General features: G+C 34.1%; 20 protein-coding genes. 11 read left to right on the top strand and 9 right to left on the bottom strand.

Features of this window, described 5'->3' with window-relative positions; genetic code table 11:
* Positions 1-644 precede the first annotated feature (644 nt).
* From CLU81_RS12440 to CLU81_RS12425, 4 genes are all read left to right on the top strand, one after another.
* The gene (locus CLU81_RS12440; RefSeq protein ID WP_099710103.1) at positions 645-1226 is read left to right on the top strand and encodes an OmpH family outer membrane protein; all 582 of its coding nucleotides are present in this window, start codon (positions 645-647) and stop codon (positions 1224-1226) included.
* A gap of 98 nt (positions 1227-1324) precedes the next feature.
* Complete coding sequence (locus CLU81_RS12435; protein ID WP_099710102.1) at positions 1325-3604, top strand: helix-turn-helix domain-containing protein; 2280 nt, start codon at positions 1325-1327, stop codon at positions 3602-3604.
* A 281-nt stretch (positions 3605-3885) separates the two neighbouring features.
* On the top strand, positions 3886-4647 hold the full coding sequence (locus CLU81_RS12430; protein ID WP_099710101.1) for a hypothetical protein: 762 nt from the start codon (positions 3886-3888) through the stop codon (positions 4645-4647).
* Positions 4648-4827: 180 nt separating this feature from the next.
* Entirely contained in the window at positions 4828-5589 is a 762-nt protein-coding gene (locus CLU81_RS12425; RefSeq protein ID WP_099710100.1) for a hypothetical protein, read from the top strand.
* Positions 5590-5628: 39 nt separating this feature from the next.
* Here the strand turns inward: CLU81_RS12425 and CLU81_RS12420 are convergent, their stop codons facing one another.
* Both CLU81_RS12420 and CLU81_RS12415 read right to left on the bottom strand, forming a co-directional pair.
* Positions 5629-6075 carry a hypothetical protein gene (locus tag CLU81_RS12420; protein ID WP_099710099.1) on the bottom strand — a complete coding sequence of 149 codons (447 nt, stop codon included), beginning with the start codon at positions 6073-6075 and terminating at the stop codon, positions 5629-5631.
* A 132-nt stretch (positions 6076-6207) separates the two neighbouring features.
* On the bottom strand, positions 6208-7173 hold the full coding sequence (locus CLU81_RS12415) for an SPOR domain-containing protein (protein WP_099710098.1): 966 nt from the start codon (positions 7171-7173) through the stop codon (positions 6208-6210).
* A 237-nt stretch (positions 7174-7410) separates the two neighbouring features.
* Between CLU81_RS12415 and dprA the strand changes: the two genes are divergently transcribed.
* Positions 7411-8511, top strand: a complete 1101-nt coding sequence (dprA, locus tag CLU81_RS12410) for a DNA-processing protein DprA (RefSeq protein WP_099710097.1) — start codon at positions 7411-7413, stop codon at positions 8509-8511.
* Between the two features lie 480 nt (positions 8512-8991).
* Here the strand turns inward: dprA and CLU81_RS12400 are convergent, their stop codons facing one another.
* The 3 genes from CLU81_RS12400 to CLU81_RS12390 all read right to left on the bottom strand — a co-directional run bounded on the left by CLU81_RS12400 (position 8992) and on the right by CLU81_RS12390 (position 11058).
* Entirely contained in the window at positions 8992-9441 is a 450-nt protein-coding gene (locus CLU81_RS12400) for a hypothetical protein (RefSeq protein ID WP_099710095.1), read from the bottom strand.
* 57 nt (positions 9442-9498) lie between these two features.
* Positions 9499-10473, bottom strand: a complete 975-nt coding sequence (trpS, locus tag CLU81_RS12395) for a tryptophan--tRNA ligase (protein WP_099710094.1) — start codon at positions 10471-10473, stop codon at positions 9499-9501.
* Between the two features lie 207 nt (positions 10474-10680).
* On the bottom strand, positions 10681-11058 hold the full coding sequence (locus CLU81_RS12390) for a GxxExxY protein (RefSeq protein WP_099710093.1): 378 nt from the start codon (positions 11056-11058) through the stop codon (positions 10681-10683).
* Between the two features lie 443 nt (positions 11059-11501).
* Here CLU81_RS12390 and CLU81_RS12380 point away from each other — a divergent pair, with 443 nt between their 5' ends.
* Entirely contained in the window at positions 11502-12248 is a 747-nt protein-coding gene (locus tag CLU81_RS12380; RefSeq protein ID WP_099710091.1) for a 1-acyl-sn-glycerol-3-phosphate acyltransferase, read from the top strand.
* A 564-nt stretch (positions 12249-12812) separates the two neighbouring features.
* On the opposite strand, the gene recA is transcribed toward CLU81_RS12380, so the two are convergent.
* From recA to CLU81_RS12360, 4 genes are all read right to left on the bottom strand, one after another.
* Positions 12813-13820: a recombinase RecA gene (recA, locus tag CLU81_RS12375; protein ID WP_099712749.1), complete on the bottom strand. Its 1008-nt coding sequence runs from the start codon at positions 13818-13820 to the stop codon at positions 12813-12815.
* A 168-nt stretch (positions 13821-13988) separates the two neighbouring features.
* Positions 13989-14498, bottom strand: coding sequence for an acyl-CoA thioesterase (locus CLU81_RS12370; RefSeq protein WP_099710090.1), 510 nt, complete (start codon positions 14496-14498; stop codon positions 13989-13991).
* 115 nt (positions 14499-14613) lie between these two features.
* Positions 14614-14997, bottom strand: a complete 384-nt coding sequence (locus CLU81_RS12365) for a DoxX family protein (protein WP_099710089.1) — start codon at positions 14995-14997, stop codon at positions 14614-14616.
* A gap of 7 nt (positions 14998-15004) precedes the next feature.
* The gene (locus CLU81_RS12360; protein ID WP_099710088.1) at positions 15005-16153 is read right to left on the bottom strand and encodes a DNA polymerase III subunit delta'; all 1149 of its coding nucleotides are present in this window, start codon (positions 16151-16153) and stop codon (positions 15005-15007) included.
* Positions 16154-16587: 434 nt separating this feature from the next.
* Between CLU81_RS12360 and CLU81_RS12355 the strand changes: the two genes are divergently transcribed.
* From CLU81_RS12355 to CLU81_RS12335, 5 genes are all read left to right on the top strand, one after another.
* Complete coding sequence (locus CLU81_RS12355; protein WP_099710087.1) at positions 16588-17040, top strand: hypothetical protein; 453 nt, start codon at positions 16588-16590, stop codon at positions 17038-17040.
* 193 nt (positions 17041-17233) lie between these two features.
* Positions 17234-18526 (top strand): hypothetical protein, encoded by a 1293-nt coding sequence (locus tag CLU81_RS12350; protein WP_099710086.1) that lies wholly within the window; start codon positions 17234-17236, stop codon positions 18524-18526.
* A 103-nt stretch (positions 18527-18629) separates the two neighbouring features.
* On the top strand, positions 18630-19046 hold the full coding sequence (locus tag CLU81_RS12345; RefSeq protein WP_099712748.1) for a hypothetical protein: 417 nt from the start codon (positions 18630-18632) through the stop codon (positions 19044-19046).
* A complete protein-coding gene (sprC, locus tag CLU81_RS12340) occupies positions 19043-20500 on the top strand; it encodes a gliding motility protein SprC (protein WP_099710085.1) in 1458 nt (485 codons plus the stop codon). The genes CLU81_RS12345 and sprC overlap by 4 nt, the downstream gene beginning before the upstream one ends.
* 1 nt (position 20501) lies before the next feature.
* Positions 20502-25355 carry a type IX secretion system membrane protein PorP/SprF gene (locus tag CLU81_RS12335; protein ID WP_099710084.1) on the top strand — a complete coding sequence of 1618 codons (4854 nt, stop codon included), beginning with the start codon at positions 20502-20504 and terminating at the stop codon, positions 25353-25355.
* The last annotated feature ends 9 nt before the right edge of the window (positions 25356-25364 follow it).

Raw genomic sequence — 25364 nt, 5'->3', positions numbered from 1 at the left:
GAGGGTAATTATCCTCTTTTTTGAGAAAACGCGTCTAATTAAAGCTATAAAAGCCACTTTCGATAGTGGTTTTTTATGCTTTAAACAGCTTCCATAAATAAAAACAATACCAGAAAAAACGGGTGTTTTTTGAAATTTTGCGACTGAATTTTTCTGATTTTAAATTTTGAAATCATGAAGATGAAAAATTGTCAAGAATTTTGATTTTATCGAAAATTGGATTTTATATTTTCAGAAAAGCAGAATTTTAAAAAATGTTGCAAATCGAATTTTGGTTTTAAAAATTTCATAACAATAAAAGTTTTTTTGGCTTTTTTTTCGACGTGATAAATTTCAAAAACATCAAAATGGAAAAAAAAGCATTCAACATTCACTGTATGCTTTAAAAAACGGCTAAAACGCAAAATAAGCCTGTTTCTGGCGACTTTTTAGCCTAAATGAGGGCGAAATATGTCTTTTTTGAGAAAGTGTTTGTAATGAAAGCTATGAAAGCCACTTTTAATAGCGTTGAATTATTGACCTTTTTCTTTCGATAAATAAAAACAATATGATAAAATTCTAGCATTTTTTAAACTTTATGTTGATGCTATTTATTTTTTTATATTTTTGTCTTCAATACATTAAAAAAAATAGAAATTCAAAAAATGAAAAAAGCATTAGTAATTATCGCACTTTCAATTTTCGCCGTTTCATGTAATAAAACTGCAGAAGTTAAGGAAGTAAAAACAGCTTACGTAGATACTTCGGTTTTAATGAAAGAGTACACTGAAGCAAAAGACCTTGAAGCAAAATACAAAGCACAAGCTGAGGAAAAGGGAAGACAACTACAGGCTGAGATTACACGTTTTAAACAAGACGCTGCTAGTTTTCAAAGTCAAGCACAGGCAAACGGTCAGGCTTGGGCTCAACAAAGAGGAGCTGAGTTGCAAAAAAGAGAACAACAATTGGGTTATGCTCAACAAGCTTTGTCTCAACAATTGCAACAAGAAAGTGGTGTTGAAATGGATTCTCTAGTAAGTGGAGTTAAAAAATTCATCAAAGATTACGGTAAGAAAAACGGTTATTCTTATATCTACGGAACTGGTGATGCAGCTTCTATTTTATACGCTGAAGAGAAATATGATATTACAAAAGATATCATTAAAGCTTTGAACGAGAAATATAAAGCAGAACCTAAAGCAGACGAAAAACCAGCTGCTAAAGCGGGTGAAGAAGCTAAAAAATAATACCAAACAAACTAACTAAATTAAAAACCTAAATCTCTACAGATTTAGGTTTTTTCTTTTATAAAAATGCGATACTTTTAGTTCTCAATATACGCCCAATGCAAAACGTTTCAGAAGCAGCAGCTTACACCTTACAATTCATCAATCAAACGCAAAAATCTATCTTCCTGACTGGTAAAGCAGGAACAGGAAAAACTACGCTTTTACGCGAAATTATTGCCACAACGCACAAAAATACTGTAGTTGTGGCTCCAACGGGAATTGCGGCTTTAAATGCCGGCGGAGTAACGATTCATTCGATGTTTCAATTGCCATTTTCGGCATTTATTCCGTCTTATGAAGAGGCTTCGCAGTTTACAGAAACTGTAAAATTCGAGAATAAAGAGACACTTCGCCGACATTTCAAAATGAATAATGTGAAGCGTAATGTGATCAAAAACATGGAGTTGCTGATTATTGATGAAGTCAGTATGTTGCGCGCTGATTTACTGGACGCGATCGATTTTATGATGCAGACCGTGCGTAAAAACACGAAAGCTTTTGGTGGAGTTCAAGTACTTTTTATTGGAGATTTATTGCAGCTTCCACCTGTAATCAGGGATGAAGAATGGCGCACTTTACGCAATTATTATAAGGGAAAATTCTTTTTTCATTCGCATGTAATTCAGCAGAATCCGCCATTATACATTGAACTTTCGAAGATTTATCGTCAGTCTGATGATACCTTTATTTCGGTTTTGAATAATCTTCGAAATAATCAGATTACACCTCAGGATATTCACGTTTTGAACGAATATGTTAAGCCTGATTTTGACTTAAAAAATAATCCCGGATATATTACACTTACGACGCATAACGCTAAAGCTGATTCGATTAACGAATTGGCAATTGGTGATTTAGCAGGAAATGAATTTGCCTATCAACCGTTTATTGTGGGAGATTTTCCGGAAAAAATATTTCCTGTAGAGGAGAATTTAAAACTGAAAATTGGTGCACAAGTCATGTTTGTTAAGAATGATTTATCTTTTGAAAAACGTTATTTCAACGGAAAAATGGGAGTTGTAAAATCGCTTTCGCCCGAAGAAATTTTTATTCATTTTCCGGAAGAAAACAAAACTATTGAAGTCGAAAAGTACGAGTGGAAAAACATTCGATACAAAGTAAATGATCTAACAAAAGAAGTCGAAGAAGAGGTTTTGGGAACGTTTGCGCATTATCCGTTAAAATTGGCTTGGGCAATAACGGTTCATAAAAGTCAGGGTTTAACTTTTGAGAAAGCTGCGCTCGATGTATCGCAAGTTTTTTTACCCGGACAGGCATATGTTGCATTATCGCGTTTAACGTCCTTAAATGGGCTTATTTTGCTTTCTCCGCTGCAAATGAATGGGATTTCGAATGATCAGGATGTGATGGATTACGCTTTGAATAAAGCGACGGAAGATGTTTTGAAACATTCATTGCATTTTGAAACCAAGAATTTTATTCACAACTATTTGATTAACAGTTTCAATTGGGCCGATTTATCTCAGGAATGGCGCAATCACCGTTTCAGCTACAACGAAAATGCAGTTGCATCTGAAAAATCAAAACATTCCGTTTGGGTACATAAACGTTTAGAAACTATCGACGCATTGATTGATCCTTCGCAGAAATTCGTTCATCAGCTTAATAAAATTTTCAATAAAGAAACTGTCGATTTGTTTTTTGTACAGGAAAGGGTAGTGGCGGCATATGATTATTTCTTTAAACCGATGGACAAACTGGTAACGGATCTTTTGCAGAAAATGGCCGAAATTCAGAAGTTCAAAAAGGTGAAAGAGTTTTATGAAGAACTGGCATTTTTGGACGATTTGCAAACGAAAGCAGTTTTGCGCTTAATGAAGGCCAAATTGCTAATAGAAATTGTTGTTGCAGGTGAAACCATCTGTAAAGAGAAATTGTCATCTACAGCGATTAAAAACTACAAATTAGACAAGCTTGCCAAGATTCGCGAGGAATTCAATATGGCGAACACTGATATTTTTAAAACAGAAGAACCTGCAGTTCGTTATACGGCGAGAAAATTGGATAAAACCATACCAAAGGCTGATAAGAAAACAACCATCGAAGAAACCCATGATTTGTGGCTTGCAAAAAATTCGATTGAAGATATTGCTCGAATGAGAAAATTGACCGTTCAAACAATAGAAACGCATTTGGTTAAACTAATTCAAGCTAAGAAAGTCGAAATTTCAGACGTCTTGCCGTATGATAAAATACTGGCTTTGCGTGAAGCTTTTCAGTTTTATCAGGAAGAATCGCTGAATCCGTTGAAAGAAAAATACGGTGATGAATTTACCTGGGACGAACTTAAAATGTTCAAAGCGAGTATAAATTGATTTCGAATCCGAAAAAATCTGAATTAAATTTTAGATTTTATTATCTAACATTATGTAAAATAGAATCAATTCTTTTTAGAGAAGTCTGAAATGTTCCACGTTAAACATACAATCCTGATTTTGAAACGATCAGGATTTTTTTGTTTTAAAATTTTTTTGATTTGAAAGTTTTAAAAACTGAATTTAATCGAAGACTTAGGGAATAAAATGTTTATAAAGAGCATTAATTAAGTAATTTTATAATTCGATAAGTATCAGAATAATAATTAATTAAATAAGATATGAAAAGTAGAGCGATACACTTCGTTATTTTTATTTTTTGCTGTCAATTGACTTTTGGGCAAGATTTAAAACCGGAGTATCAAAAATTTGTAAAGAGTTTTATTGCTAATGTAAAAAGCAATAACAAAGAGGGAGTTGCGGCATTTATTTCTTTTCCGTTAGGACGAGATTATCCAATTCCGGCAGTCAAGAACAAAGCTGATTTTTTAAAGCGATATGATCAGATTTTTGATGCGACTTTAAAAAATGAAATCATCAAATCTAATCCTGCAAAAGACTGGTCAGAAGTTGGTTGGCGTGGTATTATGCTTGGAAGCGGTGATATCTGGATTGACACTAACGGAAAGATTATTACAATTAATTATCAGTCGAAAGCAGAGATAGATCTTAAAAACAAACTGATTGCTGCAGAAAAAGGGAAGTTACATCCGTCTATTGCCAAATTTCAAGCTCCGGTTTATGTTTTGGAAACGTCTAAATTCAGAATAAGAATTGATGATTTAGGAAAAGAAAATTACAGATATGCTTCATGGTCTATTAAAAAAAAGATGAGTGATAAACCTGATTTAGTGATCATTAATGGAAAATGGATCTCGGACGGAAGCGGCGGAAATAGTCATTTTGATTTCAAAAAAGATTCTTATTTGTATCAATGTTCTATCATTGTTTTAGGCACATCTGAATCTCCTCCAGCGAGTTTAACGATTTCTCAAAACGGTAAAGAAATACTTTCTCAAGATGCAAAAATAGTTACCAAATAATTAAAAACCTGTTCCACATGGAACAGGTTTTTTTATTGAATCGAATGCAATATTTTAATTAAAATTTTAGTTTATGTAGCTGTATAAGAGGAACTAAAAATGTTAAAATCTAATATAAATTAAGTACTTTTATATGGAGTTGTGAGGAACAGATTAATAATCGATTAAAAATATTTTAAGATGAAAACAAGAAATTTATTTTTAGCATTATTGATTTTTTGCAGTGGTTTGATTGATGCGCAGGATGTAAAAGCAGATTATCAAAAATTGGTTAAAAGGTTTATTGACAACATAAAAAGTGATAATAAAGAAGCAATCGGAGACATGATTGTATATCCTTTGGAGCGAGAATATCCTATACCGGATATTACTGATAAAACAGATTTTGTAAAACGTTATGAAGAACTATTTGATTCAACTTTAAAAAACGAAATAACAGCTTCTAATCCTGAAAAAGACTGGTCTGATATGGGTTTACGCGGAATAATGTTAAATCACGGAAGCATTTGGATGGATGTTAATGGACGTTTAACGGCAGTAAATTATCAGTCTAAATTTGAAATAGATCTCAAAAACAAGTTGATAGCTTCGCAAAAAAAGGATCTCGATTCAAGTATTAACTTTTTTTGGAAACCCATTTGCATTTTAGAAACAGCTAAATTTAAAATCAGAATTGATAATTTGGGGAACAATAATTATCGTTATGTTTCCTGGTCGATTGATAAAAAAATGACTGAAAAGCCTGATTTGATTATATATAGAGGCGAACTTGTGGTTGAAGGAATAGGAGGGAATCACCAATATGAATGGATAAAAGATAATTACAAATATGAATGTGCATTTATCGTTTTGGGCGAGAAAAATTCGCCTCCGGCGAAACTCACAATATATCAAGGCAAGAAGATGATTCTCACTCAGAATGCGAAAATAATTGCTAAATAAAAAAAATCCTATTTGCCATGGCGAATAGGATTTTTTCGTTTAAAGTGAAGCTCTGACTTTATCTAAATCTTTTTGCTGATCGATTTGTTTGAGCTTAAGTTTTTGAATTTCAAGTTCTTTTTCTTTCACTTTGATAGCTTGTTTTTGAGATTCTTCGGCAGTAAGTGAATTTGTGTTGATTTTAGTATTAATCTTTTGATTTTCAGATTCTAATTTCGAAATCTTCTGCTTTGTTTTCTCTAGATTTTTTTCAGAATTTTTCAGATCTTTTTGATGATTTTCGACTGTTTTTTGCTCTTTTTTCAATCTGGCTTGTTCATCATTGAGTTTTTTATGAAGTTCGTCAGTTGATCTTTTGGCCTCTTGGTCAGCTTTTTTGGATAAAGCGTCCTGAGCTTTTTGAGTTGTTACAATATCCTGCGCATAGAATTGTTGGGCAGAAATGATAAGAAAGAATGTAAAAAATACTTTTAATTTATGCTTCATGATTTTATTTATGTTCTTGTTAATGAATAACAAAAATAAGATCAGAAGTAAATTTAACGGAACAGATAAAGTTTTTTAAAGATAAAATAAGGCAAAAAAAATCCTGTTCGTTAGAACAGGATTTTTAAGTTTTTATAGTGACTCAACTAGGATCCAGGCATCTGGATTTTCACCTTTTTGAATTTCTTTTTGTGCTTTTTCAGCTTCTGCCATAGTAGCATAACTTCCGTATAAAACAGGGAATAATCCGTGTTTATTTTCGCCAAGCATTCTTGCTTTATAACCGTCTTTTATCAATTGATTATAAGCTTTTCTTGCATTTTGTTCGCTTCTGTAAGCTCCGGCCATAATGTGATACGGCATCACTTTTTCGTCAACAGTTTCAACCTTTGCAGAGTCTACGGAAAGTGTAACTGCAGGAAGTGGATTTTGAATAAAAAAGGTTGCTTCTTGTATCTTATTTTGTACTTTTTTCTGAACAGCACTTTCCACGATTAGTGTTTTAGTAGCAATTTGGTTTTGGTATAAAGGATATCCAATACTACCAGTAATTCCAAGACCTAATACAATAATTGCAGCATATTTTAAAAACGGATTTGTTGATCTGCTTTCTTCATTTTCATACAATGATACCGTTTCTCTTTCTGAAAGTTTCTCGATTTTTTTCTCGAAAATTTCTTTTTTAACCAACGGCGAAACAAATGGACTTAATCCAAAAGAACTCGTTAGATAATTGGTCTGATCATTTGGTGTGAAAATTATATTTTTTTCGGAATTAAAGCGAATTTCGCCAATTCCTTTCAGGTAAATAGTACCGTTTTCTTCTAATGTTTTTTTCCAGCTTACAACCTCAAAAGCAATAGCACTTACAGCAAAACCATAAGATGTTTTTTCTGCATTTGCAATATGATTTGCCAGCAGTCCATCGTTATTTTTTAGATAGCTGTTAAAAGAGATCATTTTTTTGGGTGGAAAAAACGAATTTGTGCTTTCATTAAGCTGAGCCGACTGAATTTCGGTTAAAAAAGCGCCGAACCCGGGAACCGTTACACACTGATAACGATACAATAACTGTCCTATGTAAGTTTCGATTTTCATATTAGCAAAGTTATGTAATGAATATAGTTATCAAAATTTTATTCACAATTTTTATTAACAATTCTGAATTTTTTATAGTTAATTAATTTTCAGTATTTTAAGGTTTAGGTTATTAGTTTTTAAAAATTGACCACAATGTAAATTGTTATTTTTATTAAGAAATTACTTTATTTTAACCATATTTGCAGTATTAATTTATTAGAACTTTACATTCTATTTTACATAATATTTTAGAAGATGTCAGATCAGGAATTGTTTTATTTATTAGCCTTATTAAAAGTGGATGGAGTTGGAGATATTATGGCCAAAAAACTGATGTCTCATTGCGGAAATGCCGAAGCTGTTTTTAAAACTAAAAGAAATCAATTATCTGCTATTGATGGAGTTGGAGGAGTTTTATTAAATAATTTGAATGACAAAATTGTATTTGAAAAAGCCAATCAGGAACTTGAATTTATAAAATCAAAAGCGATAAATGTTTCGTTTTTTCAGGACGAAAATTATCCGGATCGGTTGAAACATTGCATTGATTCGCCAGTTTTGATATTTTCCACGGGAAACATTAATTTGAAAAATAGAAAATTAATTAGTATAGTCGGAACTCGTCAGATTACTTCTTATGGAATGGAATTCTGCAAAAAACTTATCGAAGATCTGGCTCCGCTTGATCCTGTGATTATTAGCGGATTTGCCTACGGAGTTGATATTGCAGCACACCAGTTGGCTGTCGAAAACAACTTACAGACTATCGGAGTTTTGGCGCATGGTTTAAACCAAATTTATCCTAAAATGCATAAAAAGTACGTTGCAAAAATGGAGGAAAATGGAGGATTCATAACGGAGTTTTGGAGTTCTTCAAATCCGGATAAAGAGAATTTCGTACGCAGAAACCGCATTGTTGCCGGAATGACCGAAGCAACAATTGTTATAGAATCTGCGGATAAAGGCGGTTCGCTAATTACAGCAAATATAGCAAACGATTATAACCGTGATGTTTTTGCCGTTCCCGGAAGAGTAACCGACAAATACAGTCAAGGCTGTAATAACTTAATTAAGACACAAAAAGCAAACGTACTAACATCAGCTGCCGATTTGGTATATATTTTAAACTGGGACGTCGAAAACAAGTCAAAACCGGTACAAAAACAATTGTTTGTAGAATTAGAACCTGATGAGCAAAAAGTATATGATTTTCTTTTAAAAAACGGAAAAGAGATATTGGATTTTATAGCACTTCAATGTGACTTCCCAATTTATAAAATATCAGGAATGCTTTTGAATATGGAACTCAAAGGTGTTATTAGACCTTTACCAGGGAAGTTGTTTGAGGCGATTTAATAAAAAATTAAGGTGGTTTTATTTCTGAGATTTGAAAATATTTATCAAAAACAGGATAATAGAAATCGCACCAAAAATTACTGAAACGGTAAAGTTTTCGAAAGATATTGAATAATATGCCAGTATAATAATCTCAAAATGAGCTAACGAAATGTAATAATTTGTCTTTCGCTTAAGAAGGAATAATATCAAATAACCAAAAATGAAAAGAATTTGAGAGATTACCAAAAATGCGTTTAGGATAACTTCATTCGAAAAAGTATAAGCCGAACCAACAGTTTTGTTTATGGCAAAAGATCGTTCATCTCCAAATAAATACGCTAGTAAAAAGCCTAATAAAAAAAGAGTTATTAGCAGAAGAAACATGTATTTAGTAAATATTTTCTTCATGTATAGATTGGGGTAAAAGAATTTTTAAGTGTAATATTTCTCTTTGTTTAGCGTTTTTTTTTAATAATTTCTTGACTATCAATAACTCACCTAAATTTTATTTACTAACGTTTTGATTAAAGTCAGTTTATCGTTATTTATTTGAAATAGAAAGACTAAATTTTCTTTTTTTGATTTATAGCTAAGTTCAGATATAAAATAAGAATTGTCGGTATTTGTAAAACGTAACAGAATTTTTTTGTTTTTTTTATTTCCAAGTTTTTCCAGATTTTTCACTTGTTCTTTTGGCCAAATTTCTAGCCAATTAGAACTTTTACAAGGATTTACATAATCCGTTAAAAATTCACAATAAACACATATTGGATATAAACCTTCTGACACATTAAAATCTTTATCTTTCTGACTTAAATCACTTAAAAACTCATTAAACTCAGGTGAAAGTTTAATAATTTCTAGTGCATTTTCATAAGTTTTATAAGAGTTCTGTGAATTTGATATGTTTGAGAAAACTAGGAAAAAAAGTAAGATTGATATTCTCATTTTATCTATTTTTAATAACCCGACAGGTTTTTTAAAAAACCTGTCGGGTTTAGAATATTATTTACCAAATCCAAGTACGTCGCGAACTTTGGCCAGAACTCCATCAGCAATAAGAGAAGCTTTTCCGGCACCTTTTTTCAAAAGTGCATCAACTTCTTCAAGGTTGTTGATGTAGTAATTGTATTTTTCTCTTTCGGTTTTAAATTTTTCGGTAATCAGTTCAAACAAAGCTTGTTTGGCATGACCGTATCCATAATTTCCACCTAGATAATTAGCTCTCATTTCAGCAATTTGTTCTTCAGTTCCCAAAAGAGCATAGATTGCAAAAGCGTTGCAAGTATCCGGGTTTTTAGGAGCTTCAAGCGGAGTACTATCAGTTTCAATACTCATGACTTGTTTACGTAACACTTTATCATTCTCGAAAATATTGATAATGTTATTAGCAGATTTACTCATTTTTCCGCCATTCGTTCCCGGAATCAATGTGCTGTCTTTTTGAATTTTAGCTTCTGGAATTATAAATGTTTCTCCCATTTGGTGATTGAAACGAGAAGCGACATCACGAGTAATTTCTAAATGTTGTAATTGGTCTTTTCCAACCGGTACAAATTCAGCATCGTAAAGCAAAATATCAGCCGCCATTAACATCGGATACGTAAAAAGTCCCGCGTTAACGTCGTCTAAACGATCTGCTTTATCTTTGAAAGAATGCGCCAATGTCAGTCTTTGAAACGGAAAAAAGCAACTTAAATACCAAGTCAATTCGGTTGTTTGAGTTACATCAGATTGTCTGTAGAATGTAACTTTATCAGGATTTAAACCACAAGCAAGCCAAGCCGCTGCAGTGCTGTATGTATTTTCTCTTAATGTTTTACCATCTTTTATTTGCGTAATTGAGTGTAAATCAGCAATAAACAAAAAAGATTCGTTTGCAGGATCATTCGATAATTCAATTGCAGGAATAATTGCACCTAATAAATTTCCCAAATGTGGCGTTCCAGTACTCTGAACACCAGTTAGTATTTTTGCCATTTTAGTTTTTTATTCTTTAAACGCAAAGGTCGTAATGTTTTTTTATAACCACAAAGTTTATTTTTTATCTTGGAAAGGGTATTTTTTTAACGCAAAGTGCAAAGTTTTTTCGTAAAGTTGGAATGTCTTTTTACCGCAAAGGGCGCAAAGTTTTTTCGCAAAGTTCGGGAAGCTTTTAGAAGGTTATTGAAGTTCTCTAAGCTTTATCTATAAGTTATTTACGACTCTTCTGATGCCATTTTTTAGGAGAACTTCGTTGAAATTTATTAATAATCCGAGTTTATATTTACCAATTTTTAAATAAGTTAGAGTTTGTGCCAAATTATTTACTGTGAGCGATTCCACGCTTTTTATTTCTATTATAAATTTATTTTCTACCAGTAAATCAATTCGATATGCACAATCAAGTTGAACTTCTTCAAAAATTAAAGGTATTGTTTTCTCTTTTTCAACAACAAGCCCGCGTTTTTTAATTTTGTAGAACAAACATTCTTGGTAAGCATTTTCTAATAAACCAGGTCCCAACGCTTTGTGAACATCAATTGCTAATCCAATTATAATATTTGAAATCTCGTTTTCTGTCATGGTTTTTTATTAAATTTAACGCAGATTTTCGTATAAAAGTAATGAATTTTACCGCAAAGAGGCAAAGTTTTTTCGCAAAGTTTACAAAGTTTTGAAAAGTGATGTCTCAAGATCACAAAGCTTTGTGTTCTTATTGCTTGCAATTACCGATATGCATAATAACTTCTTTCCTTTGCGAAAAAACTTTGCGCGCTTTGCGGTAAAATCACACAAAGATTTTCGTAATGTTTTACAAAGTGATATCTCAAGATCACAAAGCTTTGTGTTTTTATTGCTTGCAACTATTGACATGCATAATAACTTCTTTCCTTTGCGAAAAAACTTTGCGGACTTTGCGGTAAAAAAGCATTCGCTAGTTAATTTCCCGCCAGTAAAGTCTAATATTCTAAAAATCTAATGATCTAAAAATCTAAAATCATTTCTGATTTCTTACATTTGAAACCATGAAAGGAATTAAAATTGTTTTTTGGGTTTTATGGCGTATTTGGTTTTACATCTTAATGGCCATTCCGATATTGATTATGCTGCCGTTTTTGCTGATTTCTATTATATCAGAGAGTGGTTATCCCTATTTCTTTAAAATGGCCCGCATTTGGGCTAAATTCATCCTTTTTGGCATGGGTTTCTATTATAAAGTCGAACGCGAACAGAAGCTGATTAAAAAGAAAAGCTACATGATCGTTGCAAATCATACTTCAATGACCGATATCATGTTGATGTTGGCGGTTGTTAGAAATCCATTTGTTTTTGTTGGAAAGAAAGAACTTTCGAAGATTCCGTTGTTTGGATTTTTCTATAAAAGAACTTGCATTTTGGTGGATCGAAATTCTTCGAAAAGTAAAAATGAGGTTTTCAAAAGAGCTCAAAGTAGACTTAATCAAGGGCTTAGTATTTGTATTTTTCCTGAAGGCGGAGTTCCGGATGATGAATCTATTTTGTTGGACGAGTTCAAAGATGGTGCTTTCAGATTAGCAATAGAACATCAGATTCCAATTGTTCCTATTGTTTTTGCGGATAATAAAGAACGTTTTTCATATACTTTTTTAAGTGGAAGCCCTGGAAGAATGCGTGTGAAAGTATTACCTTTTGTAGAAACAGAAGGACTTGGAAGCGAAAACAGAAAAGAGCTTCGCGATAGTGTAAGACAATTGATTTATAAAGGTTTACTGGAATTTAAAAAGACAAAGTAAAGCTTCTTAATTACATAAAAATTGAAACCCGACAAACTTTTAAATTTGTCGGGTTTTCTTTTGAATTAAAAACCCCCGTCTTATATTCAAAGCTTATCGATGAATTATTTTTTCTGAGATAAAACGTAATACTTTTTTAAATTTTAATTTGGTTTTTCTGCGGTTTTTATTGTAGAGCGCTTCTTTTTTTTTCTCTTTCATACTAAAAACGATTAAACGGTTGATAATAAAGAGTTTGATTAAAACTCAAGTTAGTGTCGTAAAAGCTTAGATAGTAAAAACCTAAAAAGGTTGAATGTAAATTAAAAAAAAATGTTAAAAACCCGTTAGCACCAAATAAACTAACGGATTTTTAGGGAACAAACCAACCAAATTTATTCTAAAAAAAGAACGTTTGAAATGGTACTTATGGCCAAATACCAGATCTTATGTCTAGTGTATAGATGGAACTATTTTAAAATGGTTGCGTCATTTTTTGATTTATTTTTTAAATAAAAAAAACCGACAGTTATTTAAACTTGTCGGTTTTGTAAAATTGTCAACAATTAGTTGATTTATTGTGTATTAAGCGTTTGCCAATTCTTTGATATACGCTTTAATTTTTTCTTCTAATTCATCAGCTAATTCCGGATTATCTTTGATTAGGGCTTTTACGGCATCACGACCTTGACCTAATTTTGTATCTCCGTAGCTAAACCAAGATCCAGCTTTTTTAACGATTTCAAATTCAACCGCTAAGTCAAGAATTTCTCCTGTTTTAGAAACTCCTTCTCCGTACATAATGTCGAATTCAGCAGTTTTAAAAGGTGGAGCAACTTTGTTTTTTACGATTTTAACTTTAGTTCTGTTACCAATAACGTTCTCACCATCTTTAATTTGAGATGAACGACGAATATCGATACGTACTGAAGCGTAGAACTTTAAGGCGTTACCACCCGTTGTAGTTTCAGGATTACCAAACATAACTCCAATTTTCTCTCTCAACTGGTTGATGAAGAAAACAGTACAGTTTGTTTTGCTAATAGTTCCGGTTAATTTTCTCAAAGCCTGAGACATCAAACGTGCATGAAGACCCATTTTAGAATCTCCCATTTCACCTTCGATTTCACTTTTTGGCGTCAACGCTGCAACAGAGTCAATTACCACAATATCAATTGCTCCTGAACGAATTAAGTTTTCGGCAATTTCTAAAGCTTGTTCCCCGTTATCTGGTTGAGAGATGATCAGGTTTTCGATATCTACGCCTAATTTCTCAGCATAATTTCTATCAAAAGCGTGCTCAGCATCTATAAAAGCAGCAATTCCTCCAGCTTTTTGAGCTTCAGCAATTGCGTGTAATGTTAAAGTCGTTTTTCCAGAAGATTCCGGACCGTAAATTTCAATGATTCTACCTCTTGGATAACCGTTTACTCCAAGGGCTAAATCAACACCAAGAGAACCTGAAGAAATAGTTTCTACTTCTACAATGGCTTTATCTCCCATTTTCATTACAGTTCCTTTACCGTAAGTTTTATCTAGTTTGTCAAGCGTAAGTTGTAGCGCTTTTAATTTGGCATCTTTTTCTGAACTCATCTCTTTTTTTTCTTTTTCTTTCATCTAAATTTTTCTATTTTTTTCTCTTTCAAACATAAATCAGAAAATGAAACGACTTCCTGAATTAGATTTCTCTAGGCTTATAATTTTTGTAAAATTAGTTCTTTTTTCGAAGTTTGATTGTTCCAAATTGTACCAAAATTAGTACTATAAAAATAAAGCCTTTAATTCTGTAGCATCAGAAGGTTTTATTTTCCCTGCCAATAATAAACTCAATTGTTTACGACGTAAAGCGGCTTCAAAACGTTGTATTTCAAGTTCCGTTTCCGGTATAATTGCAGGCACTTCAACCGGTCTTCCGGTATCGTCTACGGCAACAAATGTATAGATGGCTTCGTTTGCTTTTGTTCTGTTTCCTGATTCGCGATCTTCTACCCAAACATCGATAAAAACTTCCATCGAACTTTTGAAAGATCTTGAAACTTTTGCTTCAACAGTTACAACACTTCCTAAAGAAATTGCTCTGTTAAAAGCTACGTGATTTACAGATGCCGTAACCACAATTCGGCGTGAATGTCTGCGGGCCGCAATACTTGCTGCACGATCCATTCTGGCCAATAATTCGCCACCAAAAAGGTTGTTTAAAGGATTTGTTTCGCTCGGTAAAACTAAATCAGTTAAGATTGTTAGGGATTCAGAAGGATGTTTTGGATTCATTTTTTTGATGTAAAATTTTATTTTTTGTCATCGGAATTCAAAGATTAAAAAGAGTGGAAAACAATCTATTTTAACCAGTAGAATCTGAGACTTTATTTTTGAAAATTGAGATTGACTAATTCAACCAATAAACGGCCATTATTGCCGGAATAAAATATATAACGATAGTTCTAGCTCCATCGTAATCTTTGGCTAATCGTTGTCCGAAAAGCATCATTAACAAACAGATACATGAAAATATAGCGCCGTAAAAACCAAATTCGCGTCCGCTATCTGTTAGTAATTGTATAGCACCAACAACACATAAAATTCCGGAAATTAATTCCAAAATCAGAAGATGAAGTAAGGCTAAAGGCACTTGATTTTTTAATATTGTCTGGGCAAAATGTCCTTTAAGCCATTCGACATTGTCTTTCCAGTAGAATATTTTTTCATACCCTGATTGTAAGAACGTTAAGGCTAGAAAAGCCAATAGTAAAATAGAGGCAACATTATTCATTTGAAAATTATTTTTTATGAATTAAACGAGTCAATTTTATGGATAAATCGGTTAGGATTATTTTTGCATTTCCGTTTCTTTCAATGTGATACATGGCATCTGAAAGTTCTTTGAAAATTTCGTGAATGTTATTTCCGTTTACGAATGGAGCAAAATTTTCGAGTTTAAATTTATCGACTTTTGGTTCAATGTAAACTAAAGTTGGCGCCTGATAATTAAGCAAAAGCGCCTGACGAAACATTTCGATACAAAACTGAATGAATTTTTTCTGGCTTTCACGACCTAAACCTGCTATTTCTTCGCTCCAGGAAATTAAATCCTGAATAGCGGCAGCATTTCCTTTTGCTCTAAAAGCGGCGCGAACCCAATTGACAAACCATTGTTCGAAAGGATATTCTGAATCGTCTTCTTTTAATAAATGTAAGGCTTTACTGAAATTCCCCTGCGCTTGATGTGCAATTTTGAAAGCTGATTTTTCGTCGATGTTTTCTTTTGAAATTAAAGCTTCGGCAATTACTTTTTCCGGAAGTCCGTTAAAGTGAATTACCTGACAACGAGATCGTATGGTTTGTATAATATCTTCTTCATTTTCAGAAATCAGAATAAAAATGGTTTTATCCGATGGCTCTTCCAATAATTTCAAAAGCTTATTCGATGCGGCGATATTCATTTTATCGGCCATCCAGATAATCATGATTTTATAACCACCTTCGTAAGATTTCAGCGAAAGCGATTTTAAAACTTCGGTTGCATCTTCGACGCGTATTTCACCTTGTTTGTTTTGAACGCCCAGAATTTTATACCAGTCAAATAATCCGCCGTAAGGCATTTCCTGAATAAATGTGCGCCAATCCTGAATGAAGTCTAAACTTTTTGGTTTTGTTTTTACATCCTCGGTCGTAACTGTTGGATATATAAAATGCAAATCGGGATGCGAGAGGTTTTGAAACTTCAAATTGCAGGAATCATTTCCGTTTGAGTTTTCATTTCCTGTATTGTTACACAAAATGTATTGCGCATAAGCAATTGCTGTTGATAATGTGCCACTTCCTTCTGGCCCAATGAATAATTGAGCGTGTGGAATTCTTCCGGAAGATGCACTTTTTATCAAGTGACTTTTGATGTAATCTTGACCTAAAATTTGAGAAAATTGCATGAAGCAAAGATAGAAGAAAATGATATAGTCAAAAATTTTAGATCAAAACTTTGCTTCTTGCGTTTCATTTCTGTCGTTATTGGTGTTTTAATTCTAATTTTTTGAAGTTTGTTAACCAACTTTTGTTAATAAAGAGACGAATCCGAGGAGATATTAAGACTTTTTTGTTAATAGTTTTTTAAATAAAACGACAAACGTAACAGTTTTTTGGCTATTAATTAGAAATAAAATCGGTTTTTAATACTTAATATCTTACGGCTTTTATTTTAACAAATTTAACAAAAACCCCGTTAAAACGCACATTTTCTCGACATAAGGTCTATTTTTAAGGTTTCTTTAAGCTTTTTTTTTGAAAAAAGAAATCAATAAAGTTGCAATTTAAGTTAAATTATATATTTTTGTTTTCATCAACAACCAATTATATCTAAGAATTTATGAAAGGGAAAATTATTTTATTAAGTACACTTTTTTTCTTGACAACCGGTGCTATTTCGGCACAGGCAAAAAACGCTCCAAGAAGTATCATTAGTACAACTGCACTTATCCGAAAATACCATGATCAGAAAGAATTAAGTGGTATGCAAAAAGGAGAATTGTTAGAATTGTACATCGAGCGTATTAAAGTTTTAGTTAAAACTCTCCCTTACATTGCGTTGGTTACTAAACCAGGTGTGACAATGGCGGACTTAGGTATTCCGGACGATTCTGAACACAAAAAAGTTTTAGATGCTCAGGCAGTTGGTACAACAACTTTCTTAGATACGACAGTAGAATTTCAAAGAAAGATGATGCCGTATTCTGATAAAGGAAACTTGATTGCAGCAATTTTATTTTACGAAAGTACATTGAAATCATTACACGAGTTCAACGAATTGAATGAAATGTAATATTTAAAAATATTTTTTAAAACCTTTTTAAACTTGTTTACGTAGATGGTTGAGAACTTTCTGCGGCATTTTGAAAAAGAGATAAAAAAAACAACTCGTTCTCGAAGCGTTCTGGATTTTTTCGGAAAACTCGAGATGAGTTTTTTCATTTACGCATACCCAAATTTATTATTAACCCTAATACCCCCTTATCATGAAAAAAATTACTCAAATGATTTGCGTTCTTTTGACGGTTACAAGTATGAGCGCTCAACAAGAGAAAGGAATTATGGGCTACAACAATTGGTTGAACAACTGGACCGAATTTAAGCCTAACAAAGTAGAATATGGAGAAGCAAACCAAATTTTAGCAGGAAACATTTCTGTTAATACTAAATTGCTGAAGAGGAATATATACGTTTTGCAAGGCAATGTTTATGTTACTAATAATGCTGTTTTAACAATTGAGCCAGGAACTTTAATCATCGGTGATTTCGAAACAAAAGGAACATTGGTAGTTACAAAAGGTGCACAGCTTATTGCAGACGGATTAGAAACTGACCCTGTCGTATTTACATCTAACCGCAGCCAGAAAAAAGCTGGAGACTGGGGTGGAATTGTAATTCTTGGAGATGCTCCAATCAATAAATTTGGAAATGTTGGTTCTTACAACCTGGATCTTGATCCTACACTTACTACTTACGGTGGCGATAATGCTGCTGGAAATTCAGGAGTTTTGAGATTTGTGAGAATCGAATTTGCTGGAAAAAAAGTTAAAGGTGTGGATACTTTCAATGGTTTGACTATTGCTGGTGTTGGATCTAAAACAATCTTAGAAAACATTATGGTAAGCTACTCAGGTGGTGATTCATTTGCCTTTTTTGGAGGTGATGTAAATGCTACTAAATTAGTTTCTTATAAATCTATCAACGACGATTACAAATTTACACAAGGAGTACAATGTCGTTTATACAACTCATTAGCCGTTAGATCTTCTTACTTATCAAGTAACAAAGACGGTTCTCGTTGCTTAGAAGTAAAATCGTTTGAAAAGAAAAATGAAACTGATTTTACTAAAAAACAAACCCTTGTTGTTGCAACAAATATCACTATGCTTAATGACAGTGATAATATCAAAGCTGATATTCAGTCAGGTTTAGTAAAAGAGGCTGTGTATGTAGCTGAAACTGCTTCTCTTGAGATGAAAAGAAGCGTAATTTCCGGATTTAATCCAGCTGTTTTATTAGATAGTAAAACAGAGATTAATGATGCCAACCTTAAAAAAATCAAATTTGAGGAAATGTACTTTAACCTATGTAACGGAAACATCTTTACTGAGTACAATTCTAACAACGAAGATTTAGAAAACTGGTACGGAAACAGTGTGTTCTTTAACGTTTATTCACAAAGTGATAACAAAGAGACATTCATTGATATTTTTAACCCTAAAAAACCAGATTTCAGACTGCAATTAGGAAAAATTACAGCTTCTAGCGGAAACAGATAAATAGATTTCGATTTTTATTTCAAAACGTAAATTTTATTAATAAAGTCCCCAGACACAATTTATGTATTCGTCTCATACGGACCCAAATAAAGATCAAGACATAATGGTACTATCTACAAAAAAATATTTCTTATATATAATATTTTTGGTTTCTCCTATGACGTTAAGTCTATATGCACAAAGTACAGCTGAAAGACCTACAATTTCTACTGATTCTAACTGCAAATTAGACGCGTTTAATGCAGCAAACCAAAAGAATGACATAGCTGATAATAACATCAGTAAATTAGATAATTCTAATCATTGTATAGTAGGGCTATCCATCCCCAAGGATAGCTCTGCTGTTGCAAATGAATCGAATGATCAGTCATCAAACTGTGACGAAAACTCATCAATTACTTATACATACTCGGCTCTAGCAAAAGATATTATTGAGAACTATAAGTATGATTTTTCAGAAACATTCATCGATATCTTGTTTTTTGAGCGTATAGATTTAGCCAGAACTCGCACTATATGATTCAAAAAATTACGCTATCTGCATTTCGTATTATCCTTTTTTTTAGTATTTTATTATGTACTGAAACGAATTCCTATGCTCAGACTAAAAGTATAAACCCACAGGTTTTAGCGTTTGACAGGATTTGTGCGGACGCTACTACGCAGTATAATGCCACTTTTACTTATGCTGGTTTTCCCGCAGGAACTGTATTTGTTGTAGAGCTTTCTACGAACAATTTTACAACTATTGTTACTGCAAATACAATATCTGTTTCAGATCCGGCAGTTAATCAAAAAACGATAACTTTTAATGTTCCGTCAGATCTTAAGGGATCTGACACTTATAGTCTTAGAGTTACAACTACAGGTTTTTCAAGTGCAAAGTTTGTTTCTTTTGGCTTGAAAACTTCTTTTCCTATTTATTACAAAGCGCACGATAGACAGTATACGATAAACAACTTTAACGGTACTGCAACTTTTTGTGCCGGTGGAAGTATCTTGTTAACAATCGATCCCGATTCTACAACTCCACCAAATGAATCTCCTCTTAAGTATAGTTTTTTGACCTATAACTGGTTTAGAGATAATGGTGTTTCTACACCACCAACACTTGTTGCAGGAGCGACAGGACCAAGTTATAATGTTACAACTCCGGGAGTATATTACGTAGAAACTAATTACGGTACTTGTACCTCTGAATCTTATTCCAACCGTGTTACTGTTTCTTCATCTTCATCTGGATCTTCTGTTATTGTAGATTCAAGTTTAGGAAATCCTTTTTGTGCAAATGGTGACGATACAATTTTAACAGCAACTTCGGGTAACAAATACCAATGGAAAAAAGATGGTGCTGTTATTACTGGTGCTACAAATCGTACTTATGCCACAAAAGTTGCTGGTAAATATAGCGTTGATGTTGATTTTGGCGGATGTATTGCAACAGGATCAATTGATCTTAAAAGCAATGGTTTTAACGCAAGTATTGACGTTGCCGATGAGTATAAATTGAAAGAAGGTGAAATACTTGATGTCAACATTACTACAGATGCAACTAATCCAACTATTCAGTGGTTTTTAAACGGTAATGTTATACCGGGAGCAACAGGAACTAATTATAAAGTAGCTACAATAGGAAATTATAAAGCAGTAATTTCTCAAACCGCAGGATGCGTTGTTACTAAAGAGTTTCTTTTTAAAATTAAATCTGATATAGCATTAGTTACAGATGTTATCCCTAACATACTTAAATTAAGCGGAGCGAATCCGTATTGGAATATTCCGGATGTATATAAAAGTGATACTACAAAAGTTATTATCATAAGTTCAAATGGTGACAAGGTTCTGGACGTCGTGAATTACCAAGGTGATTGGCCCCAGACAGCAATAGATTTTAAAAATGTAAATCCAGTATATTACTATGTCATTCAATCCGACACAGGTGAAAAAAAAGGATCAATAACTGTGATAAAATAATATGAAGAAAATTTTACTATTCATAACTTTATTTTACGGTTTTTCAAATGCACTCTATTCTCAGGACAAAAATGAGAATGGAGTTGTTTCGTTTTCGTTACCTATAAGAAATTCTTTAAAGTTTAATAGATATTTAATTAACCCTGCATTCAGTTTTGTTCGTGAAACAAATGCCTATGCAAGTTTTTATAATAAAAGACAATGGGTACAATTTGATAATGCCCCACAAACCTATTTAGTCAATTATTCAGGTCGTTTTAGAGAGAATGAAGCCTTTGCTTTTGGTCTTTTTCAACAAAATTATGGTTTAATGACCGTGTTTGGAGGAATAGGAAACTTTGCTCATAATATCGTTTTACAAGAAGACAGCAATCTTACTTTTGGTTTGAATGTTGGTTTTTACAAAAGCGGATTGGATCAGGGAAAAATAATCTCAGATGACCCAACTATTTTAAATGGAGATTATCCATCAAATATGTTACTTACTGTAAATCCGGGGATTAACTACGGAACAGCATTTCTTGATTTTGGATTATCGATTAACAATTTAATCCTTTACAATTTTGGATCAGGAATCGTAAAAGACGATCCGGAAAGAGCAATAGAATTACATGCAATGTACACTGGATATATTGACAGCTATGGCTTTTTTGAAAGAAGTAAATTTTCAGGAATTGTAAAAACAGAAGTAAAAAAAGATAAAACAGTTCTTTCAGGTCTTGCCATGCTTACACTTCAGCAAGGAGTTTGGGCGCAAGCAGGTTATAATACATTATATGGAGTTTCAGCCGGATTAGGAGTTAATATTTCGCCAAGCATTGCGATCGAATACAACTACGAAAGAGGAATGGGTAATTTCTCAAACCTAGGCGGTTCTCATGAATTTGCAATTGCATATAAATTCAAAAACAGAAATTACTATTACGGAGATGATGAAGAAGGTTCTCTTATAGATCCTGCAAAAGCAAAACCGGTAATGGCAAAACCTAAAGCGAGTACTCCGGTTACTCGTGTTGATGGAGCCGAAAAAGCAAGATTAGCTGCTGAAGCTAAGGCTACTGCCGATGCTGAAGCGAAACAAGCAAGATTGGCTGCTGCCGAAAAAGTGAAGGCTGATGCCGAAGCTGCAGCAAAAGCAAAATTAGAAGCAGACAATAAAGCTAAAGCAGATGCTGAAGCTATCAAAATAAAATTAGCTGCAGATGCAAAAGCGAAAGCCGATGCAGCCGCAGCAGCGAGAGCACAAACAGCTACTACAAACAGAGCAGTTGGTGCAGCACAAAAAACACAAGCGCAATTAACAGCTGATAAAGCAAGAGCCGATGCAGAAGCGCGCAGAATTAAATTAGCTGCAGATAATAAAGCAAGAGTAGATGCCGCTGCAGCAGCAAGAGCACAAGCAATTGCAAACAAACCTGCAGGACCAGGTTCAGCAGCACAAAAAACACAAGCACAACTTGCAGCTGATAAGGCAAAAGCAGATGCTGAAGCTATGAAAGCGAAGTTGGCTGCAGATAAATCTAAAGCAGATGCGGAAGCTGCGGCAAAAGCAAAAGCTGCTGCGCCACAAAAAACGCAAGAACAATTAACTGCTGAAAAAGCAAAAGCAGATGCAGAAGCAGCGGCTAAAAAATTAGAAGCTGATAATAAAGCAAAAGCCGATGCAGAAGCATTAAAAGTTAAACTTGCTGCTGATGCAAAAGCAAAAGCTGACGCTGCAGAAGCGAAACGTAAAGCAGATGCTAAAGCAAAAGCTGAAGCTGCAGATTTACAATCAATTCTTGCTGCAGATGCAAAAGCAAAAGCAGACTCAGACGCATATCAAGCTAGATTGGCCGCAGAAGCTAAAATAAAGGCCGCTGAGGCAGTAAAAACAAAAGCGAGTATTGATGCGGCAAACAAAGCAAAACTTGCCGCTGCTGCGAAAGCAAAAGCTGCAGAAGATGCTGCATTAAAAGAAAAACTTGCTGCTGATGCTAAAGCTAAAGCTGATGCAGAAGCAAGACAAGCAAGACTTGCTGCAGAAGCGAAAGCAAAAGCCGACGCTGAAGCCTTAAAAATTAAACAAGCTGCAGATGCAAAAGCAAAAGCAGAAGAAGACATATTAGAAGCTAAACTAGCCGCAGACGCAAAAGCAAAAGCTGATGCAGAAGCAATACAGGCAAAACTAGCTGCAGACGCAAAAGCGAAAGCAGATGCAGAAGCATTACAAGCTAAGTTAGTAGCTGATGCAAAAGCAAAAGCTGACGCAGAAGCTCTTAAAGCTAAACAAGCTGCAGACGCAAAAGTAAAAGCTGATGAAGAAGCACGTCAGGCAAAATTAGCTGCAGACGCAAAAGCAAAAGCCGATGCAGAAGCTCTACAAGCTAAATTAGTAGCCGATGCAAAAGCAAAAGCTGACGCAGAAGCTCTAAAAGTAAAACAAGCTGCAGATGCTAAAGCAAAAGCTGATGAAGAAGCACGTCAGGCAAAATTAGCTGCAGACGCAAAAGCGAAAGCCGATGCAGAAGCTTTACAAGCTAAGTTAGCTGCAGACGCAAAAGCAAAAGCTGACGCAGAAGCATTACAAGCAAAATTAGCTGCAGATGCAAAAGCAAAAGCTGATGCAGAAGCATTACAAGCTAAGTTAGCTGCAGACGCAAAAGCAAAAGCTGACGCAGAAGCATTACAAGCAAAATTAGCTGCAGATGCAAAAGCCAAAGCAGATATGGAAGCTTTACAAGCTAAATTAATAGCTGATGCAAGAGTGAAAGCTGATGCAGAAGCAACAGCAAAAGCGAAAGCCGATGCAGAAGCAAAACAATTGCAAGAAGCTGAAGATGCTCGTCAGGCAAAATTAGCTGCAGACGCAAAAGCAAAAGCAGATGCTGAAGCATTAAAAGCAAAACAAGCTGCAGATGCAAAAGCAAAAGCTGACGAACAAGCATTACAAGCTAAACTAGCTGCAGACGCAAAAGCGAAAGCTGACGCAGAAGCACTACAAGCTAAGTTAGCTGCAGACGCAAAAGCAAAAGCTGACGCAGAAGCACTACAAGCTAAGTTAGCTGCAGACGCAAAAGCAAAAGCCGATGCAGAAGCATTACAAGCAAAACTAGCTGCAGACGCAAAAGCAAAAGCTGATGCAGAAGCACTACAAGCTAAACTAGCTGCAGACGCAAAAGCGAAAGCCGATGCAGAAGCATTACAAGCTAAACTAGCTGCAGATGCAAAAGCTAAAGCTGACGCAGAAGCATTACAAGCAAAATTAGCTGCAGACGCAAAAGCGAAAGCTGATGCAGAAGCATTACAAGCTAAGTTAGCTGCAGACGCAAAAGCAAAAGCTGATGCAGAAGCATTACAAGCGAAATTAGCTGCAGATGCAAAAGCAAAAGCCGATGCAGAAGCGCTACAAGCAAGACAAGTTGCTGAAGAAAAAGCAAAAGTTGAAGAAGAAGCTCGTCAGGCGAAATTAGCTGCAGACGCAAAAGCAAAAGCCGATGCAGAAGCACAACAAGCTAAACTAGCTGCTGATGCAAAAGCGAAAGCTGATATGGTTGCACTTCAGGCAAAATTACTGGCTGATGCAAAAGTAAAAGCAGATGCTGAAGCAACTGCAAAATTACAAGCAGAAGAAGAAGCAAGACAATTGCAATTAGCAGAAGAAGCTCGTCAGGCGAAATTGGCTGCAGATGCAAAAACTAAAGCTGATGCAGAAGCATTAAAAGCAAAATTAGCTGCAGATGCTAAAGCTAAAGCTGACGCAGATGCATTAAAAGCAAAACAAGCTACTGATGCAAAAGCAAAAGCGGAAGAAGATGCTATCAGAGCCAGACAAGCTGCAGAAGAAAAAGCAAAAGCTGATGCTGAAGCATTACAAATAAAATTAGCTGCAGACGCAAAAGCAAAAGCAGATGCTGAAGCTTTACAAGCAAAATTAGCAGAAGAGGCAGAGTTAAAAGCCAAGCTTGCTGCTGATGAAGCTGCTGCAAAAGCTGCTTCGGCTCCTAAAGATGATACAGCAAAAGCAATTGATAATTTGGCTTTATCTATAGAAAATTCAGGAAAAGCGCAAAGCGATATATTGGCACAGTTTAATGCGACAGTGGCTAACAAACAAAAAGACCTGAACGACTTAAAAGAAGAAAATGACTTAAGTGATAAAGGAATTTATAAAGAGCCTAAACCATTCAAAAGTGTTGCAGCAGAAAACAGTCAGTTGGAAGCATTAAAAAACCAACTTGCTGATGCAAACAGAATGCAGAAAGCAGAAATTGATAAGTTGACTAATTTGTATAATGAAAGACTTAAAAAAGTTCCGAATAAAAATGATGCTTTAAACAGAGCGTATTTAGAAAAAATAAACCAATTAAAAGCAGCACAAATAAAAGCAGAACAAGATAGTGCAGCATTACTGGCGAATTTAGAACGTATTAAAGCTGAAACTGAAATCGAGAAAAAACGTAGAATTAAACGTGCCGCTTACGAAAATGATCAGGGAAGATATGCACAGGATGTAGCAGCTCTAAAACGTATTAGAGAAACAACAAAACCAAGTAGTACACCATTGACTGCAAACGATTTTGATTTTGGAGAAGATCAGTCAAACATGCAGATTATTAAGAATATTAAAAATTCTGATAGTGGTTATTATTTGATTATCGCTGTTCACAGCAGTGCTGAAAAAAGAGATGAATTCCTTGCCAAAGCGGTTGCCGCAGGACGTACAGATGTTAATTTCTTTTATAATATAACCACAAGTAAATATTATATCTATTACGAGAAATTTGAAGGTTTATCTGAAGCAACTAAGGCATTAGAAGCAAAAGGAAGTAAACCATATAATGGAAAAATGGCTATCGTAAAAGTTGAGAATTAATAAGAATTA

Source organism: Flavobacterium sp. 9 (genome assembly GCF_002754195.1).
Taxonomy (GTDB): domain Bacteria; phylum Bacteroidota; class Bacteroidia; order Flavobacteriales; family Flavobacteriaceae; genus Flavobacterium.
Note: the sequence above shows the minus strand (reverse complement) of the source record. Positions and strands in the feature narration are given on the sequence as shown.

Bases quoted from the DNA above. Each gene is read 5' to 3' on its own strand.
- CLU81_RS12440 (WP_099710103.1), top strand. From the start codon at position 645: ATGAAAAAAGCATTAGTAATTATCGCACTTTCAATTTTCGCCGTTTCA.
- CLU81_RS12435 (WP_099710102.1), top strand. From the start codon at position 1,325: ATGCAAAACGTTTCAGAAGCAGCAGCTTACACCTTACAATTCATCAAT.
- CLU81_RS12430 (WP_099710101.1), top strand. From the start codon at position 3,886: ATGAAAAGTAGAGCGATACACTTCGTTATTTTTATTTTTTGCTGTCAA.
- CLU81_RS12425 (WP_099710100.1), top strand. From the start codon at position 4,828: ATGAAAACAAGAAATTTATTTTTAGCATTATTGATTTTTTGCAGTGGT.
- CLU81_RS12420 (WP_099710099.1), bottom strand. From the start codon at position 6,075: ATGAAGCATAAATTAAAAGTATTTTTTACATTCTTTCTTATCATTTCT.
- CLU81_RS12415 (WP_099710098.1), bottom strand. From the start codon at position 7,173: ATGAAAATCGAAACTTACATAGGACAGTTATTGTATCGTTATCAGTGT.
- dprA (WP_099710097.1), top strand. From the start codon at position 7,411: ATGTCAGATCAGGAATTGTTTTATTTATTAGCCTTATTAAAAGTGGAT.
- CLU81_RS12400 (WP_099710095.1), bottom strand. From the start codon at position 9,441: ATGAGAATATCAATCTTACTTTTTTTCCTAGTTTTCTCAAACATATCA.
- trpS (WP_099710094.1), bottom strand. From the start codon at position 10,473: ATGGCAAAAATACTAACTGGTGTTCAGAGTACTGGAACGCCACATTTG.
- CLU81_RS12390 (WP_099710093.1), bottom strand. From the start codon at position 11,058: ATGACAGAAAACGAGATTTCAAATATTATAATTGGATTAGCAATTGAT.
- CLU81_RS12380 (WP_099710091.1), top strand. From the start codon at position 11,502: ATGAAAGGAATTAAAATTGTTTTTTGGGTTTTATGGCGTATTTGGTTT.
- recA (WP_099712749.1), bottom strand. From the start codon at position 13,820: ATGAGTTCAGAAAAAGATGCCAAATTAAAAGCGCTACAACTTACGCTT.
- CLU81_RS12370 (WP_099710090.1), bottom strand. From the start codon at position 14,498: ATGAATCCAAAACATCCTTCTGAATCCCTAACAATCTTAACTGATTTA.
- CLU81_RS12365 (WP_099710089.1), bottom strand. From the start codon at position 14,997: ATGAATAATGTTGCCTCTATTTTACTATTGGCTTTTCTAGCCTTAACG.
- CLU81_RS12360 (WP_099710088.1), bottom strand. From the start codon at position 16,153: ATGCAATTTTCTCAAATTTTAGGTCAAGATTACATCAAAAGTCACTTG.
- CLU81_RS12355 (WP_099710087.1), top strand. From the start codon at position 16,588: ATGAAAGGGAAAATTATTTTATTAAGTACACTTTTTTTCTTGACAACC.
- CLU81_RS12350 (WP_099710086.1), top strand. From the start codon at position 17,234: ATGAAAAAAATTACTCAAATGATTTGCGTTCTTTTGACGGTTACAAGT.
- CLU81_RS12345 (WP_099712748.1), top strand. From the start codon at position 18,630: ATGGTACTATCTACAAAAAAATATTTCTTATATATAATATTTTTGGTT.
- sprC (WP_099710085.1), top strand. From the start codon at position 19,043: ATGATTCAAAAAATTACGCTATCTGCATTTCGTATTATCCTTTTTTTT.
- CLU81_RS12335 (WP_099710084.1), top strand. From the start codon at position 20,502: ATGAAGAAAATTTTACTATTCATAACTTTATTTTACGGTTTTTCAAAT.